Origin of the sequence: Almyronema sp., assembly GCF_052168255.1 — a bacterium.
Lineage (GTDB): Bacteria > Cyanobacteriota > Cyanobacteriia > Phormidesmidales > Phormidesmidaceae > Sphaerothrix > Sphaerothrix epifaneia.
Map to the genome: position 1 here is coordinate 1 of NZ_JBQLZL010000058.1, position 14,497 is coordinate 14,497.

Sequence of the window (14,497 nt, forward strand, 5' to 3'; positions counted from 1 at the left end):
GCTGCGGTCAAACTGGAGGCGATCGCCTAAAAATCAACTCCTCGCTTAAGATCGACACCGCTTTCAGCATAGTGCTTGTGGTTAAACACCTCAGAGTGAACGCTGGCTAGCTCGAAATAGGCGGGTGGGTTTTTGCAACGCCCGGTGATAATGACTTCTGTATCTTTGGGTTTGCGCAGCAGCGCTTGCACGATCGGTTCTTCTGGCAACAGTTCTAAGTCAACCGTCGGATTTAGCTCGTCTAAAATAATTGTTTTGTACATACCGGAGGCGATCGCGGTGTGGGCAATTTCCCAGCCTCGTTCAGCCTCGACATAATCAATTTCCTGCTGTTGGCCGCGCCAGACAATCGCATCTCGGCCACAACGCTGATGATCGACTAAGTCGGGATAGCTTTGGCGTAAAGCAGCGATCGCCGCATCTTCGGTATAGCCCTGACCGCCTTTCAGCCACTGAATAATCAGCACCCGATGAGACTTGTCTTGGCTAATGCCGCGTCCTAGCGCCTGTAGCGCTTTGCCCAAAGCACTGGTAGACTTGCCTTTGCCGTTTCCGGTGTAGATTTCAATCCCTTCGATGCCTTGAAAGTGAGCCTCTGGATGTGCCCGTGGCCGCATTTCTGAATGCAAGTTGGCAATTTCTAGCAACGGTTGAGGGGCACCGCGTCCGGTTGCAATAATTTCTAGATGCTGAGGCTTGTTTTTAAGGGTTTTGACCACCTCAGTAATGGGCAGCAAACCCAAATCTAAAACCGGATTTAGCTCATCTAACACCACCACCGAATAAAGGCCAGAAGCGATCGCCCCTTTAGCCACATCCCACCCGCGCTGAGCCTCTTGCTTATCAAAGCGAGTAATCTCTTCCGGGCCAAAAAACTCTGCCCGCCCGGTGCGAACCTGGTCAATTAAATGCGGAAAGCCTCGCTGTAGCGCCTCAATGGCAGCATCTTCGTCATAGGTACGTCCTGGGCCCTTGAGAAACCGCAGCAGTAACACTCGGCTTTCCATAAAGGTTTGAATGCCCAGCCCAATAGAGCGCAAAACCACCCCCAGCGCCACCTGAGATTTACCCTTGCCTTCACCGTCGTAGACATGGATTTGCCCTACCAGGCGCTCGTTGTGGCGCTGAGCTGTCCGAATGCCAATGCCAGCCCGTGTCATTTGCTGTTCTCATTTACTGCCCAGATGAGCATTTTAGCGAAACCAGAGGCCAATCATGGACAAAACGGTATACCCTTGTAGCCAGATCTCTGCGAAAGCGCTCAAAACCTATGGAGCCGGTTTTTCCCCTCAGGGCTATTATCTTCCAGTCGCTTTTTTTGCTGGTGGCGATCGCCCTTGAAGCCAGCATTTTGCGCCAAAGGCTTAGGCTCGCCTACCGCCCTAGCATTGAATATGCCACTACGATTAACCTGCTATCGGCCAGTTTGGGGTGGTTTGCTTTCTTGGCGCTAGAGCCGTTGTTAGCCCCTGCGGTACGGGCGCAGATTTTGAGTTTTGTTTTATTTGGTCAGTTTTTTAGTAGCCCCGAACAAAATATTGGGCTGTTGTTCATTGCCGCTGGGTTTTTGACTTTTTTCTTGACCTTTTGGGTTAAGCTGCAAGGGCTAGATTGGCTACAGCGGATTTTAGAGGTCAAGGCAGCCCCAGTTGAAAAGCAAGCGCCGACTCGGCAAGAGCGCTATCAGCGAGCCCGTCGGGGTGGCTTAGGCTTTGAAGAACCCTCACAGCAAGCGATCGCGGTTTTACAAGCCAACGCCTTGAGTTTCACCGTCATCTTTTTCTTGCTGCTGCTGCAAGCGCTGATTAAAATCGACTAAATTCGCCATCATCGGCTTTGTGGACACCCCTATGCAGTCGTTTGACCAGATTACCAAGCTTTTTAAGCCACCCAAGTTAATTTCTTGGCAAACGATTTTTTTAATAGGGCTGACGGGATTACTGCTGGCGATCGCCCTTATTCAGTTAGGGCTAAATGAGTCTACCGCCAACTTAGTGGTGACGGTTGGCTGGTTGCTTACCACCATCGGCGGCGGGTGGGGGCTGTTGGCGGTGTTGTCGCCAACGGAATACAACTCTTGGCAAACCGTTCTCATGCTGAGCCTGTTTTCCTGGCTTACCTCTTTACTGGCTGAACTGGTGAGCGCCACTGATTTCACCGTCAACGTTCTCAGTTCTTTTGGCTGGATTTTTTTGATTATTGGTACGGGTTGGGGGCTTTCTGTTAATAATGTGCAGATTTTTGGCATACCGCTTAGCCCCTGGGTGAGTGGCGCTTTGCTGTGCGCTTTTATTTTCAGCCCGTGGGCTAATGAAGGCAACGTGGCACCTGCGCTGGTCAGTTGGCCGATTGTTTCAGCCGCGATCGCCATTGTTCCAAATGTTTTGCGCTGGAATTTCACCTTCAAAAAGCCTGATGTTCCTACCCGGCAGCAATTAGCCCTGCTCTTTGTCTTTAGCTTGCTGTTGAGCGGCTGGCTACAGTTTTACTTTCGCCTTCAGCGCTGGCTAGAAGATTATCCAACGCTTCTGGTTAGCAACTTTCGTAACAGCAGTTTTGTCTATCAAGTTCCGTCTGAAAGAGAGCGCTTGCCGCAGGGAATCCCGCTTTTAGTAGCGGCTGAAACAGAGGTAGAGCAACAGCTCAACGGTATGCCCTGGCCGCGAGTGGAGCGCTGGTTATTAAACGTAGAAGAACAACTAATTCCCATTGAGCGAGCCGCTAAAAATCGGCTAGACGCCCAAAAAGAAAGAGACTTGTGGACGCTCAGAGCGCGTACCTTTGAAACCCCAGTAGGCTACGACCTGCGGCTGCAATCTATTTGGTTAGGGCCAACTTCAACGGCAGAGGGCTTTTACTTAGAAAAAACCTGCCTAATTAACCGCCAACTCCCCGCAGCAACCCCAATTGCCGAAGCCGAAGCCGCCGAAGCTGAAGCCGAAGCCGAGCAACCACCAACGCCTTTAGGAACCGTAGACTGTGAACTGGCTACTGATTTTGTTGAAGGCTACCCTACACAGTAAGGCGATCGCGGTTGCCACCCCGATTCCACCCCTGCAATGGCCAAAAGCCGTTGACAGAAAATCTTTCCTTCTGCCCGCTGCCCTCACCCTTCTGCCTTTAGCTGCCTTTAGCCATCGTCGCTGCTTTAATTGCTAAATCCAACCGTTTATGGCGGCTTGGTAAACCGCCTGATAGCGGTTTTTGGCGTTGAGTTTGCTGAGGCTGTTATTGATGTGAAATTTGACGGTGCTTTCGCTGATAAAGAGTTGCTGGGCAATACTGCGATCGCGTAAACCCTGAGCCAACAGCGCCATAATTTCTTGTTCGCGGCTGGAAAGGGGCGGCGGTTGGCGGGCGGGTACGGCGACCGATGCACCCTGACTGATTTGGTGAACCAGCGTGTGCAGGGCGGCTGGCTCGATCGACCAGTCAATCGTGGCGCTAACGGTGCTGGGGACAGGGGTAGGGCTGGGGCGAATCCAAATGATCTGGGCGGTTGTTAGCAAATATTCGCTTTTGTTGGTGATCAGGAGAGGGGCGGGATGGGTCGGGTCACAAACGCTAAGTCCGGCCAGGTGAGCCAGATGGGTGATCGCGGTGTGCAACAGCAGCGGCTGGCAGTCAATCCGTACAGGTGGCCCAATACGACAGTTAGGATAAGGCAGCGTCAGTAAAAAAGAGAGAATATTTTGCTCTAGGCGGGGCTGGGTTTGTAAAGTGCCGCCTAGATGGGTGGCTTCAAAGCGCAATTTGCCAAAATGCGATCGCAGCCAAGCTTCTACGGTTGTTGCCGACGCTTCAGGCATTTTTGCGATCGCCTCTAGCACCACTGTTTCTGCTGCGTAGGTAAGGCGACAGTAATGACAGCTTAGCTGGCTGAGGCTTTCAGCCGCTTGCAAAAACAAGTGGGTTGAGTCGGTGTTGAGGGGTTGTTCGGTGCCGACGAGGGTAAAACGGGCGGCGCTGAGCGTATGCGCTAGCTGGTCGGATAGAGCCATAGATGAGGCTGTGCTGGTCGTTTGAGCAGGCGATCGCTGCGTTTGCAAAGCAGCGTCTAAGCTGACGGTGGCGGTCATGCACAAAACCTGCAGCACTTCTAAAAATTCTGCGGCCATGCGCTCACGGCTAAACGTGGCCAATACGCCAATAACGCGATCGCCTGCAGCGAGCGGATACCCCGCAAAGCCCTTAATGCTGTTGGCGATCGCCCAGTTGCGATCTTTTACCCACGGCTCGTCGGCTAGCTGATTGCTGAGAAAAGGCACCCGGTTTTGAGCAATTTTGCCAACTTTGTACGCTCCCATTGGCACTCGCGCAAATGAGCCGTCTAAATGGGTATACAGTCCAGCCGAAGCGACTAGCCGCAGACTGCTTTGATCGGGTTCGGTGAGCCAGATGCGGGCAAAGGCACAGCCGAAGTGATCGACTAACGCCTCTGTAATCTGACGGGCAATTAGCTCAGGAGACAAGCAGCCTGAAATCTTCTGCACGATGTGGTTGACCCGTTGCAGATCAAACAAAAGCCGAGTGGAATCTAGCAGTGTGGGGATAGAGTTAGCCACTCATCGCCTGCGGTTGTCAGCATTGACGTTAGCCTCTAACCAGCGCCGAAGTAAAAATTTACCGCCCATTTGGGGTTTCTCTACTCAGCGATAGTCGATTTCAGCCTTGATCTTAAGTTGAATACAAATAAGCAACTGGCTTTGTATCGACAAGTACAACTCTGTTATGCGTAGAAGAAATCAATTTTGGGCGATCGCTGTTATCTGGGTAGCGATCGGCGGCTGTTCCCAACAAACTCAAGATCTTTACAAGGTTGAAATTGAGCGGGCTTGCCAAAACTGCGACTTGCGCGGCGTTAACCTAGCGGGGCAAAAGCTCAGCGCCAAATATCGCGTACCACTGAGAAATGCCCCCCTTTCTACCGGGCCGGAAGGATTAAACTATGCAACGGCTGTCGATCTCACTGGCTCTGATTTGCGACAGGCAAACCTCAGCAACGCCGACTTGTATCAGGTGGTGCTGACTGAAACCAACCTACAGGCGGCTAACTTATCGGGAGCTAACCTGAGCGAGGCGCAGCTAGGGGAGGCTGATTTGCGTCAGGCGAACCTGCAAAATGCCAATCTGCGAGACGCTAATTTGCAAAATGCCAATCTCTTCCAGGCAGATCTGCGCAATGCCAACTTGGAAGGGGCTGATTTGACCGGGGCTGACCTAACAGAAGCGCAGACGGAAGCCGCCACTGGCTTAGAACCGTAAGCGTCGCTATTCCACCGTTAGATAGACACGCGGGTACGTAGCAGGTTCTTTCCCACGATATAAGCCGAACTAGGCGCTTTTTGAGAAGATAAGGGCATGAATACCGCCGCTCGTTTGAGAAACCTTAACCGCATCCGTCGGATCAGCCGTCTGATGGATAGCGCCATTCGCATTCCCGGCATTGGCTTTCGCATTGGTCTAGACCCGATTATTGGCCTGGTGCCAGGGGTTGGCGATGCGATCGCGACGGTTGTGTCTGCCTACATTTTGTTTTTAGCTGCCCGCTTTCGCTTGCCAGCCGGGGTTTTGGGCTGGATGGTTTTCAACATTGCCTTGGAAGCGGTCGTAGGAGCCGTACCGCTGGTGGGCGACTTGTTTGACGCTTACTACAAATCCAATATCCGCAACCTGGCGCTGCTAGAAAAGCACCTGCAAGTTGAAGAACCTCAGCTTGAAGCGATAGATCCGCTCAACCTAGCCAGTGTGCCGACGGAGTAATTTCAGCCACAGCCCGCTTAAGGGGCGGCAAGTAGATCGGGTTAGCCAGGGCGATCGCTGCCCTACTCGCCCTGGTAGCCCTGAATATTTTCTGGCTCAAACTGACGCAACACTCGCGTTGCTCGGTTAACTTGCGCTTCTGTACCTTTGACGGCAATTAAATACTTTCCGGCCTCTAAACGGTTGCGATAAGACAAAGCATCACCGCTGCCAAAAGCCACTCCAGCGCCACCCCCCACCATAAAGCTACCGAGTGCGCCTGCGCCTGCGCCGAGCAACCCGCCAAGAATCTGGTTGCCCAAGCGGCCAATGCCGCTAAAAGTATCGAGTCCAGTAATAGCGTTAAACGAAAATCCGGCAATAAAGCCAAAAGGCACTAGCCAAAAGGCCATTATCCGTATCTGTTGCCAAGCCTTTTGCTGAGGGTCAATCAGGCCGTATTCATCAGCACTTTTGTAACCCCTGCCCAAAATATCAACCGTTTCCATAGGGAAGTCGGTTTTTTCTAAGGCTGAGTAGGCTTCTTCAGCTTGCAGGCGATCGGGCAAAACAGCCACTAAATAGTTCATCGCTTTTAGGTTGCTTAACTTGTGTTTTCTCTCATTATTACGGAGCCGTTGCTCTTGTTATCGCCCTAGTCCTGGTGTAGCCCTGAGTCTTAATATCAATTCTCGATTTTGGATTTTCGATTTTGAATGGAACAGTCTTGGCTCTGCAGAGGTTTCGTCTGTCTCATGTGTACCTTTCTTTGGAAGAATTGCTATAAGCCACTGAAAGGGGACAAGCCTTTTCTAAAAGCCCTTTTCCTTTGCCGATCGCCTTCTAGCTTTAATCACAAACGCGGCTCCAAAGCAGGCTGGCTCACGGCTGGGGAACTGACTTCGCCCCTAGGAAAGAACGGCTTTGCTCCAAGGTCGCTCTTTCGATAAGGCGCAGTTCTCCCTTGAGGATGACACGACTAGCTGAGCTGGCTTGGAACATAGAAATAGAATCTACTTTTTAGGAATTTTTTATGGTTGCGACAACTCACCAAGCCCAATTTGCGGCGATCGCTACAAAACTTGCCGATATGCGAATGCTGCAAGATCTAATGCTGGAAAATGAGCGGCTGCTCACCAGTGCTTGCAGCGGCGACAAAAAGATCGTCGAGCGGCTAGAAGACATGATCGAAGACGACAAAAAGAACGTGACTGCGATCGCGGAAGCCCAGTCTAAGCTCGGCGTGCAAGCTGAAGCCAGCGGCAAAACCACAGAAATGGTGCAAAAACTGCGGCAGATGATGGGTTCAGATGATCTAACGCTGTATGAAAAAGCCATGCAGCACGAAGCCTTAAAGCATCAGTTGGTTATGACGGGTCTTACCGTTCACAAAGCGGCTCAAACCACCGGGGGCAACCTAGAAGAAACGATTGACCCGATCAACAAAAACAACTTCAGAAACCGCGCTCACCAAGAGCAGCTCAAAGGCATTATCCTCACCCTCGGAACCCGTGAGCTAGTTGGCAAAGAACCTGAAAGCGGCATTTGGGCACAGGCTGAAGATGCGATCGCGGCTCTTAAAGGAGCTTTTGGCGGCATCGCTGAATAGGCTTGCCGTTCTTGGCTGTAACGTCGTCGAAGGGTGACGGCAGCAGCTATAGCTAACGTCAGCAGGCAGAGGGCAAAAGGAAAGCTTTTCTCTCAGCAGCTTGCAGTGATGGCAAAGTCTTAACGCTGCTGGCTACGGCTACAGTTTGAATTCACTTGGCTAGGGGTAGGCAGCAGCCTGCCCCTTTGCTTTATCAACAAGGGCAAAGGGCAGAATCTCTCAGTGGGCTTGTCGCCGTTGCAGTGCCTCAGCGCTAGTGGCTACAGCCATATGGGTTGAGCTAGCTGTTTACCAAACTCGGACTTGAGAGGGATGATACGGCGCTAAAAGCTTTTTATCCTCTAAGGTGTTTGACTGTGGGGGCGTTTTTAAGTGTGACTCTCGGTCAACCCCTTTGATGACGCTGCCTTTGACAAGCCCACTAGAGGATTCAACTTATGACATCTGCGCCCGCGATGCCTATGTTAGACACGGCTCAGGCTATCCTGCAGCGACGAGCGATTAAAAGCTTCAAATCTGACCCCATTGCCCCAGACATGCTGCGACAATTGCTAGATCTGACGGTGGCAGCTCCTAGCAGTTGGAACTTGCAAGACTGGCAAATTGTGATGGTGCAAGATGAGGCTCAAAAAGCAGCCCTTTCGGCAGCGGCTTGGAACCAGCAGCAGATTGTGCAAGCGCCCGTAACGTTTGTGTTTGCCGCAGCTCCTTACGCCTGGAAAGACGACACCCACATGCAGCAAATTTACCAAGAAGCCTTAAACCGAGGCGCTTGGCCACAGCAGACTATCGATCGCTTTAAAACGGTTATCCCTGAATTTCAAGAAAAATTGGGCGATCGCAACCGCGAGTACGCCATCAAAGACGCCATGATTGCGGCTACTCACATGGCGCTAGCGGCAGAAGCGATGGGGTTGTCTAGCTGCTTTCTAAACGGCTGGGCAGAAGCACAGGTTAAAGAAGTTATTGGGGCGGGAGACGAACTAGCGATCGCCGTTTTGTTACCAATTGGCTACAAAGCTGAACCCCGCAAAAATCCGGGTCGCTTGCCTTTGTCGCACAACGTTTTTGTCGATCAAATCGGCAATGCTTATTCGGGATAGTGGATGAGTCGGCGAGGTTTGCCGCTCTATAATTTAGACGACTTATGAATGTGTTCCAAATTGCATTGACTGCGGCAAACCTTGTTAACCATTAAAGATCTCCCTAAGTACGAAGCTCTGCTGAGCTTAGCCCAGCGATACCCCGAACTAGACATCACCTCCGTGGAAACCTGTTTAACGTTTTTGCGAACAGCGACAGATGTTTACGGTATTTTAGATGTGCATTTCGACCAATATGGACTTTCGATGGGGAAGTTCACGCTCTTGATGTTACTGGTTCATGCCGAAAAAGAATGGCTGACCCCCTCTGAATGTGCTGAACGAGCGGGGGTAACGCGGGGAACCGTCACTGGCTTGCTCGATGGCTTAGAACGCGAAGGCTGGATTCGCCGCTATCCGTGTCCTGAAGATCGACGGCGGCTGTATGTGTCGTTAACGGCGGAAGCGTGTCAGCGGTTAGATAAAATCTTGCCCAGGCATTTTGAGCTAATTGCTCAACTGCTTGCAGAGCTAACCCCTGCTGAAAAAAAGTTGCTGCAATCGCTGTTGCAAAAACTACGACGCGGGGCGCTTGCCTTACCCCAGGCAGCCGAGTTAGAGACTTGAGGCTGCGGTCAGTAGGGGGAACTTGCCCTCCCCACTTTTGCCCAATCGCTCGCTAAGGTAGCTCAAGTGCCCCGGTAGACCCAAATTCTTGCTACCCTGTTTTACAAGATTTAATAAGGTGCCATACTATATGGCTATTAATTGATTTTGATCATTCTGGGTTGATTCTTTTCGGTGGTAGCGTTTCAGGCATTCCTTCACACCTTAGGCTCTTATGGCATCTTCCAATCTCCAGTCCTCATCTGTAGAGACTTCTGACGCTCGCCCTTCCCCGGCAGTTGACACTTCTCGCTGGCAAAAAAGACTCTTGTGGGGGTTAGCTGGAGCGCTGGTCATTTTAGGCGGTGGCTTTTTGCTATGGCGAGCCTTTGCCCCTTCAGGTGCTCCGCCAGCGGGGCAGATGTCGCAGGCGGTTCCGGTGAAGCTAGCCACTGTTCAGCAAGGCACTTTGCGCAATAGCTCAGAGTTTATTGGCACCCTCGATGCTCAAGCCGGGGTAGCTTTACAGCCAGAAGTGGCAGGCCGCATCACTCAAATTTATGTATCTTCGGGCGATCGCGTGGCCGCAGGTACCCCCATTTTGCAGCTTAGCCCCGATCGCACCCAGGCCGAACTCAGCGCCGCCCTTGCCAACGCCACTGCTGCCCGCGCCGCCCGCGATAGCAGCCGCTCTCAGCTCAACTCGCTGTTGGCTCGCCGCGCCGAAGTCGAAGCCGAAGTCAATCTGCAAGAAGAAGAATATCGCCGAACGGCTTATTTGGTAGAGCAAGGGGCGCAGTCTGAGCAAGCACTAGATATTGCCAGTCGCGATCGCGAAGCTGCCCGCGCCAGTTTGCGATCGGCTGAGCAAGAAATTGCCGCTGCCCGCTCTAGCATTGAGCAGGCAAATGCGGCTTATGAGCAAGCGCAAGCCAACGCCGCCGCCGTCCGCGAAGATTTGCAAGATCGAACCGTCAGCGCCCCCATTGCTGGAATTGTGGCGGACATTCCGGTGGAGCTAGGCGAGTACGTTAGCCCTGGTACGGTATTAACCACGGTGGTGCAAAACGACACGCTCGAACTTGAATTATCGGTACCGATTGATCAAGCTGAGCAACTCGAACTGGGCTTACCCGTTGAACTGCTAGGCGCAGACAGCCAACCCCCTTTATCCACTGGCAGCATTACCTTTATTTCGCCGCAGGCTGACTCCGACTCGCAAACCATTCTGGCTAAAGCCCGTTTTCAAAATACCGCTGGCCGCTTACAAAACGATCAGCGGGTGAATGCCCGCATCATCTGGAATCAACGACCAGGCGTCCTGGTACCGACCAGCGCCATTTCTCGCCTGGGCGGACAAAGCTTTGTCTATACGGCGGTAGAGGCAGAGGCAACTGAGCAAGGTGAGGCACCAGCAGGAACGCGATCGCCCCAATCCCCTAACGCCCCCTCTGAGCCACAGCAAATTGCCCGTCTGCGTCCGGTAACGCTGGGCAGCATTCAAGGCAACAGCTACCAGGTGCTAGAAGGCTTAAGCCCAGGCGATATCATCGTGGTTTCGGGGGTGATTAATCTGCAAGATGGGGTGCCGATTATGCCCCAGTCCGAGGCAACGGCTGATCAGTCAGCCCCGCAAGCACCCTAAAGGTAGCTGCCAACAAACGGCTGTGGCCGGGGTTGCCAGCCACCGTTTGAGTTTGACCCGTTAGCATTTGCCCCAACCTGTTCGAACGATGAAGCCAGTCATTCTAGAAGCAACCGCTAATGGTCAAAATAGGGCTTGCTAACGACAATGCGATTTAAACACGCGATTTGAATACACAGTGTCTCACTCCACCCGCCTGAATAATAGAGCCATTTTTTCGGGGAGTGCTGACGGCCTTGCGTCTCGGTTTCTGTAGTCTTCACCTGCAACGACTATGTTTGTCGAATTTTTTATCAAGCGTCCTGTCTTTGCTACGGTCTGTGCTTTGATTTTGCTGCTGGTGGGGGCCATCAGTATTCCAACTTTGCCCATCGCCCAGTATCCCGACATTAGCCCAACCCAGATTAGCGTTCAGGCCAACTATATTGGTGCAGATGCCGTCACCGTAGAGCGGGGGGTAACAACGCTGCTAGAGCGAGAGATTAACGGCGTAGAGGGCATGCGCTACATGTCGTCTTCTAGCAGCAACAACGGCATTAGCACCATTACCATTACTTTTGATTCGTCCCGCAATAAAGACATTGCAGCGGTTGATGTGCAAAACCGGGTTTCGCTGGCTGAACCACAACTGCCAGAGCCAGTGCGCCAAACCGGGGTTTCTGTCACCAAAGAAACCAGCAACATTTTGCTGGCTATGAGTCTTTTTACCGAAAACGACGAATACGACAACATTTTTCTGAGTAACTACGCTGATCTCTACATTGTGGATGCGCTGCGGCGAGTAGAGGGGGTAGGCAATGTGGTTATTTTCGGTGAGCGTACCTACGCTATGCGGTTGTGGCTAGATCCGCAAAAGCTAGCAAGTCGTAATCTGGTGGCGCAAGATGTGGTGAATGCGCTGCGGGAGCAAAACATTCAGGTGGGAGCCGGACAAATTGGGCAGCCGCCGATCCCAGACGACCAGCAGTTTCAAATTGACTTGAGAGCCGTTAGCCGCTTGGCCGATGTGACTGAGTTTGAAGAACTGGTGATTCAAACGAATGAAAATGGCAGCTTAACCAAACTCAAAGATGTGGGATATGCCGAGTTAGGGGCTGAGAACTACAGTTCATTTTTGCGGTTTCGGGGTAGAGAAGCGGTTGGTTTAGGTATTTTTCAGTTGCCGGGGAGTAATGCCCTGGATGTGGCCAGAGGGGTCAAAGCTGAGATGGCTAGTCTGGCTGAGGTGTTTCCTCCAGGTATGGAGTACGGGATTGGCTTTGACACGACGGAATTTGTTGAGCAGTCTCTTTCTAGCGTGATCTGGACGCTGGTGCAGGCGGTGGCGCTGGTTGTGCTGGTAATTTACATCTTTTTGCAAGATTGGCGTACTACAGTCATTCCGGCAGTGACGATTCCGGTGTCTCTGGTGGGGACGTTTGCCATCATCAAAATTTTTGGCTTTTCGATTAATAGCCTGACGCTGTTTGGCCTAACGCTGGCAACCGGGATGGTGGTTGATGATGCCATTGTGGTGGTAGAAGATATTGCCCGCAAAATTCAAGAAGATGGCATGAAGCCGACGCGAGCCGCTATTGTGGCGATGCAAGAGCTATCGGGGGCGGTGATTGCGACTTCGCTGGTGCTGATGGCGGTGTTTGTGCCAGTGGCGTTTTTTCCGGGGACGACGGGGGCGCTTTACCGCCAATTTGCGTTGACGATCGCTTTTGCGATTGTGCTTTCAACCTTTAATGCGCTAACGCTAACGCCGACGCTGGCGGGTTTGCTGCTGCGATCGCGTCCTGAGCCAACGGGGTGGTTAGGCTATCTGTTTCGTAAGTTTAATAACTGGTTAGACTGGCTGCGCGATCGCTATCGGTCTTCTCTAGATCTGCTGAATAACGTTAAGCCTTTGGTGTTAGCGGCTTTTGTTTTTTTGCTGGTGATGACGGGTTGGCTTTACCGCACTGTGCCTTCTGCGTTTTTGCCGGAAGAAGATCAGGGTTACTTTATTACGCTGATTCAAGGGCCAGAAGGCGTTTCGCTTAATTACACCAGCGATGTTATGCGCCAGGTTGAAGAGACGCTGCTGGCGCAAGATGGGGTGCGGGCTACTTTTGCGGTAGGGGGCTTTAGCTTTAGCGGTAATACGGCTAACAATGGCGTTATCTTTACGACGCTGAATCCCTGGCAGGAGCGGGATGTACGGGTGCAGGATTTGATTGGTCAGCTTCAGGGGAGGTTTGGGGGCATTACCGAGGCGCGAGTTTTTCCAGTAAATCCGCCGCCGATTCAAGGGTTGGGCAACTTTGGTGGCTTTGAGTTTCAGCTACAAGATCGCCTGGGGAATTTGAGCATTTCGCAGTTGGTGCAGGCGATGGGGCAGCTTTTGGGGACGGCTAACCAACAGCCCGAAATTCAGCAGGCTTTTAGTACCTACGCTGCTAGTACGCCGCAGATTTTGATTGAGGTGGATCGCAACCGGGCGAAGTCGTTGCAGGTGAATATTGACGATATTTTTGCGACGCTGCAAACCTATTTAGGGTCGCAGTATGTCAATGACTTTGTTCAGGGGCAGCGGACGTATCGGGTCTATGTGCAGGCGGCTCAGCAGTTTCGCTCTAATCCAGAGGATATTTCTCAGCTCTATGTGCGATCGCAGACGGATGAAATGATTCCGATGGGCAACTTGGTGACGCTGACAGAAACCACAGGGGCACAGACGATTAATCACTATAATCTTTACCGAGCGATCGCCATTAATGGCAACCCGGCACCTGGTGAAAGTTCCGGGGCGGCGATTCAGGCGATGGAGCGGGCTGCTGCCCAAGCGTTGCCGCCGAGTGCGGGCTATGAGTGGTCGGGTATTTCGCTCGAAGAAATTCAGTCTGGCAACCAGGCACCGATTATTTTTGGCTTGGGGCTGGTGTTTGTCTTTTTGGTACTGGCGGCTCAGTATGAAAGCTATATTGACCCGGTGATTATTCTATTTGCGGTGCCGCTGGCGGTGCTGGGGGCTTTGACGGCTCAATGGTTGCGGGGTTATCCCAATGATGTGTACTGCCAGATTGGGTTGGTGATGCTGATTGGACTGGCCAGCAAAAACTCAATTTTGATTGTGGAGTTTGCTAACCAACTGCGCGATCAGGGGTTTCCGATTGTCAAGGCGGCTTTTGAGGCTTCTAAGCAGCGGATGCGTCCAATTTTGATGACGGCAATTTCTACGCTGAGCAGTATTTTTCCGCTGGCGATCGCTTCTGGGGCGGGGGCTGCTAGTCGGCGATCGCTGGGGAATGCGGTTTTTGGCGGTATGTTTATCGCTACGTTTTTAAGCCTGTTTGTGGTGCCGATTCTCTATATTGTGGTGAAGCAACTCAGCGATCGCTATTTGTTTAACGATGACGACGATACCGATGGCGGGGCTTCTGAAGCTTCTGAGGAAGATCGGCTTCCAGTAGCATCTCAGTCTTAAAGGCTGTGCCAAGCGAAAACCTGAGTATCGGCTTTGCGGCTCTGCCATAAATTGGGCAGAACCGCGACTGGCTTAGATACCTACCCACAAGCTGAAGATATAGCTGTAGCCAAAAGCGTTAAGACGCTAAGACACTTCAATTGCTGAAAGCCGCTGGCAGAAAAGCTTTCCTTCTGCCCTCAGCCTTCAGCCTTCTACCTTTAGCTATAACCGCTATCCCAAACGCACTAGCTTAACGAGTAGCCCCATCACTTCACCCGGATTGGGGGTGAGGATGACGCGGCCTTCAGGAATTTCGATCGGGTGCGTCCAGCGGAAGGTTTCGGCGTAGTGGGCTTGGTGGAGCTGGTGAATGGTGCGCT

The 14,497-nt window shown here is 52.2% G+C and carries 12 protein-coding genes; 9 read left to right on the top strand and 3 right to left on the bottom strand.

The window, feature by feature from the left end:
• Positions 1 to 26 precede the first annotated feature (26 nt).
• Positions 27 to 1,160 (bottom strand): cob(I)yrinic acid a,c-diamide adenosyltransferase, encoded by a 1,134-nt coding sequence (locus tag ACTS3T_RS12960; protein WP_377963861.1) that lies wholly within the window; start codon positions 1,158 to 1,160, stop codon positions 27 to 29.
• Between the two features lie 110 nt (positions 1,161 to 1,270).
• Between ACTS3T_RS12960 and fraC the strand changes: the two genes are divergently transcribed.
• Together fraC and ACTS3T_RS12970 are read left to right on the top strand one after the other, a co-directional pair.
• Positions 1,271 to 1,819 carry a filament integrity protein FraC gene (fraC, locus tag ACTS3T_RS12965; RefSeq protein ID WP_377963859.1) on the top strand — a complete coding sequence of 183 codons (549 nt, stop codon included), beginning with the start codon at positions 1,271 to 1,273 and terminating at the stop codon, positions 1,817 to 1,819.
• A 31-nt stretch (positions 1,820 to 1,850) separates the two neighbouring features.
• Positions 1,851 to 3,023, top strand: coding sequence for a DUF5357 family protein (locus ACTS3T_RS12970; protein ID WP_377963857.1), 1,173 nt, complete (start codon positions 1,851 to 1,853; stop codon positions 3,021 to 3,023).
• Between the two features lie 132 nt (positions 3,024 to 3,155).
• Here the strand turns inward: ACTS3T_RS12970 and ACTS3T_RS12975 are convergent, their stop codons facing one another.
• Positions 3,156 to 4,565, bottom strand: a complete 1,410-nt coding sequence (locus ACTS3T_RS12975) for a LuxR C-terminal-related transcriptional regulator (RefSeq protein ID WP_377963855.1) — start codon at positions 4,563 to 4,565, stop codon at positions 3,156 to 3,158.
• Positions 4,566 to 4,731: 166 nt separating this feature from the next.
• On the opposite strand from ACTS3T_RS12975, the gene ACTS3T_RS12980 reads away from it, so the two are divergent.
• Positions 4,732 to 5,265, top strand: coding sequence for a pentapeptide repeat-containing protein (locus ACTS3T_RS12980; protein WP_377963853.1), 534 nt, complete (start codon positions 4,732 to 4,734; stop codon positions 5,263 to 5,265).
• A 96-nt stretch (positions 5,266 to 5,361) separates the two neighbouring features.
• Positions 5,362 to 5,763, top strand: a complete 402-nt coding sequence (locus ACTS3T_RS12985; RefSeq protein WP_377963851.1) for a DUF4112 domain-containing protein — start codon at positions 5,362 to 5,364, stop codon at positions 5,761 to 5,763.
• Between the two features lie 62 nt (positions 5,764 to 5,825).
• Here the strand turns inward: ACTS3T_RS12985 and ACTS3T_RS12990 are convergent, their stop codons facing one another.
• Complete coding sequence (locus ACTS3T_RS12990) at positions 5,826 to 6,332, bottom strand: hypothetical protein (RefSeq protein WP_377963849.1); 507 nt, start codon at positions 6,330 to 6,332, stop codon at positions 5,826 to 5,828.
• A gap of 443 nt (positions 6,333 to 6,775) precedes the next feature.
• On the opposite strand from ACTS3T_RS12990, the gene ACTS3T_RS12995 reads away from it, so the two are divergent.
• From ACTS3T_RS12995 to ACTS3T_RS13015, 5 genes are all read left to right on the top strand, one after another.
• Positions 6,776 to 7,351 (top strand): hemerythrin HHE cation-binding protein, encoded by a 576-nt coding sequence (locus ACTS3T_RS12995; protein WP_377963847.1) that lies wholly within the window; start codon positions 6,776 to 6,778, stop codon positions 7,349 to 7,351.
• A 437-nt stretch (positions 7,352 to 7,788) separates the two neighbouring features.
• On the top strand, positions 7,789 to 8,454 hold the full coding sequence (locus ACTS3T_RS13000) for a nitroreductase family protein (RefSeq protein WP_377963845.1): 666 nt from the start codon (positions 7,789 to 7,791) through the stop codon (positions 8,452 to 8,454).
• 81 nt (positions 8,455 to 8,535) lie between these two features.
• A complete protein-coding gene (locus ACTS3T_RS13005; RefSeq protein WP_377963843.1) occupies positions 8,536 to 9,060 on the top strand; it encodes a MarR family winged helix-turn-helix transcriptional regulator in 525 nt (174 codons plus the stop codon).
• Positions 9,061 to 9,274: 214 nt separating this feature from the next.
• Positions 9,275 to 10,684 carry an efflux RND transporter periplasmic adaptor subunit gene (locus ACTS3T_RS13010; protein WP_377963841.1) on the top strand — a complete coding sequence of 470 codons (1,410 nt, stop codon included), beginning with the start codon at positions 9,275 to 9,277 and terminating at the stop codon, positions 10,682 to 10,684.
• 274 nt (positions 10,685 to 10,958) lie between these two features.
• Positions 10,959 to 14,135 (top strand): efflux RND transporter permease subunit, encoded by a 3,177-nt coding sequence (locus ACTS3T_RS13015; protein ID WP_377963839.1) that lies wholly within the window; start codon positions 10,959 to 10,961, stop codon positions 14,133 to 14,135.
• Positions 14,136 to 14,497: the final 362 nt, after the last annotated feature.

Excerpts from the sequence above, each read along its gene's own strand:
- ACTS3T_RS12960 (WP_377963861.1), bottom strand. The coding sequence starts at position 1,160 with ATGACACGGGCTGGCATTGGCATTCGGACAGCTCAGCGCCACAACGAG.
- fraC (WP_377963859.1), top strand. The coding sequence starts at position 1,271 with ATGGAGCCGGTTTTTCCCCTCAGGGCTATTATCTTCCAGTCGCTTTTT.
- ACTS3T_RS12970 (WP_377963857.1), top strand. The coding sequence starts at position 1,851 with ATGCAGTCGTTTGACCAGATTACCAAGCTTTTTAAGCCACCCAAGTTA.
- ACTS3T_RS12980 (WP_377963853.1), top strand. The coding sequence starts at position 4,732 with ATGCGTAGAAGAAATCAATTTTGGGCGATCGCTGTTATCTGGGTAGCG.
- ACTS3T_RS12985 (WP_377963851.1), top strand. The coding sequence starts at position 5,362 with ATGAATACCGCCGCTCGTTTGAGAAACCTTAACCGCATCCGTCGGATC.
- ACTS3T_RS12990 (WP_377963849.1), bottom strand. The coding sequence starts at position 6,332 with ATGAACTATTTAGTGGCTGTTTTGCCCGATCGCCTGCAAGCTGAAGAA.
- ACTS3T_RS12995 (WP_377963847.1), top strand. The coding sequence starts at position 6,776 with ATGGTTGCGACAACTCACCAAGCCCAATTTGCGGCGATCGCTACAAAA.
- ACTS3T_RS13000 (WP_377963845.1), top strand. The coding sequence starts at position 7,789 with ATGACATCTGCGCCCGCGATGCCTATGTTAGACACGGCTCAGGCTATC.
- ACTS3T_RS13010 (WP_377963841.1), top strand. The coding sequence starts at position 9,275 with ATGGCATCTTCCAATCTCCAGTCCTCATCTGTAGAGACTTCTGACGCT.
- ACTS3T_RS13015 (WP_377963839.1), top strand. The coding sequence starts at position 10,959 with ATGTTTGTCGAATTTTTTATCAAGCGTCCTGTCTTTGCTACGGTCTGT.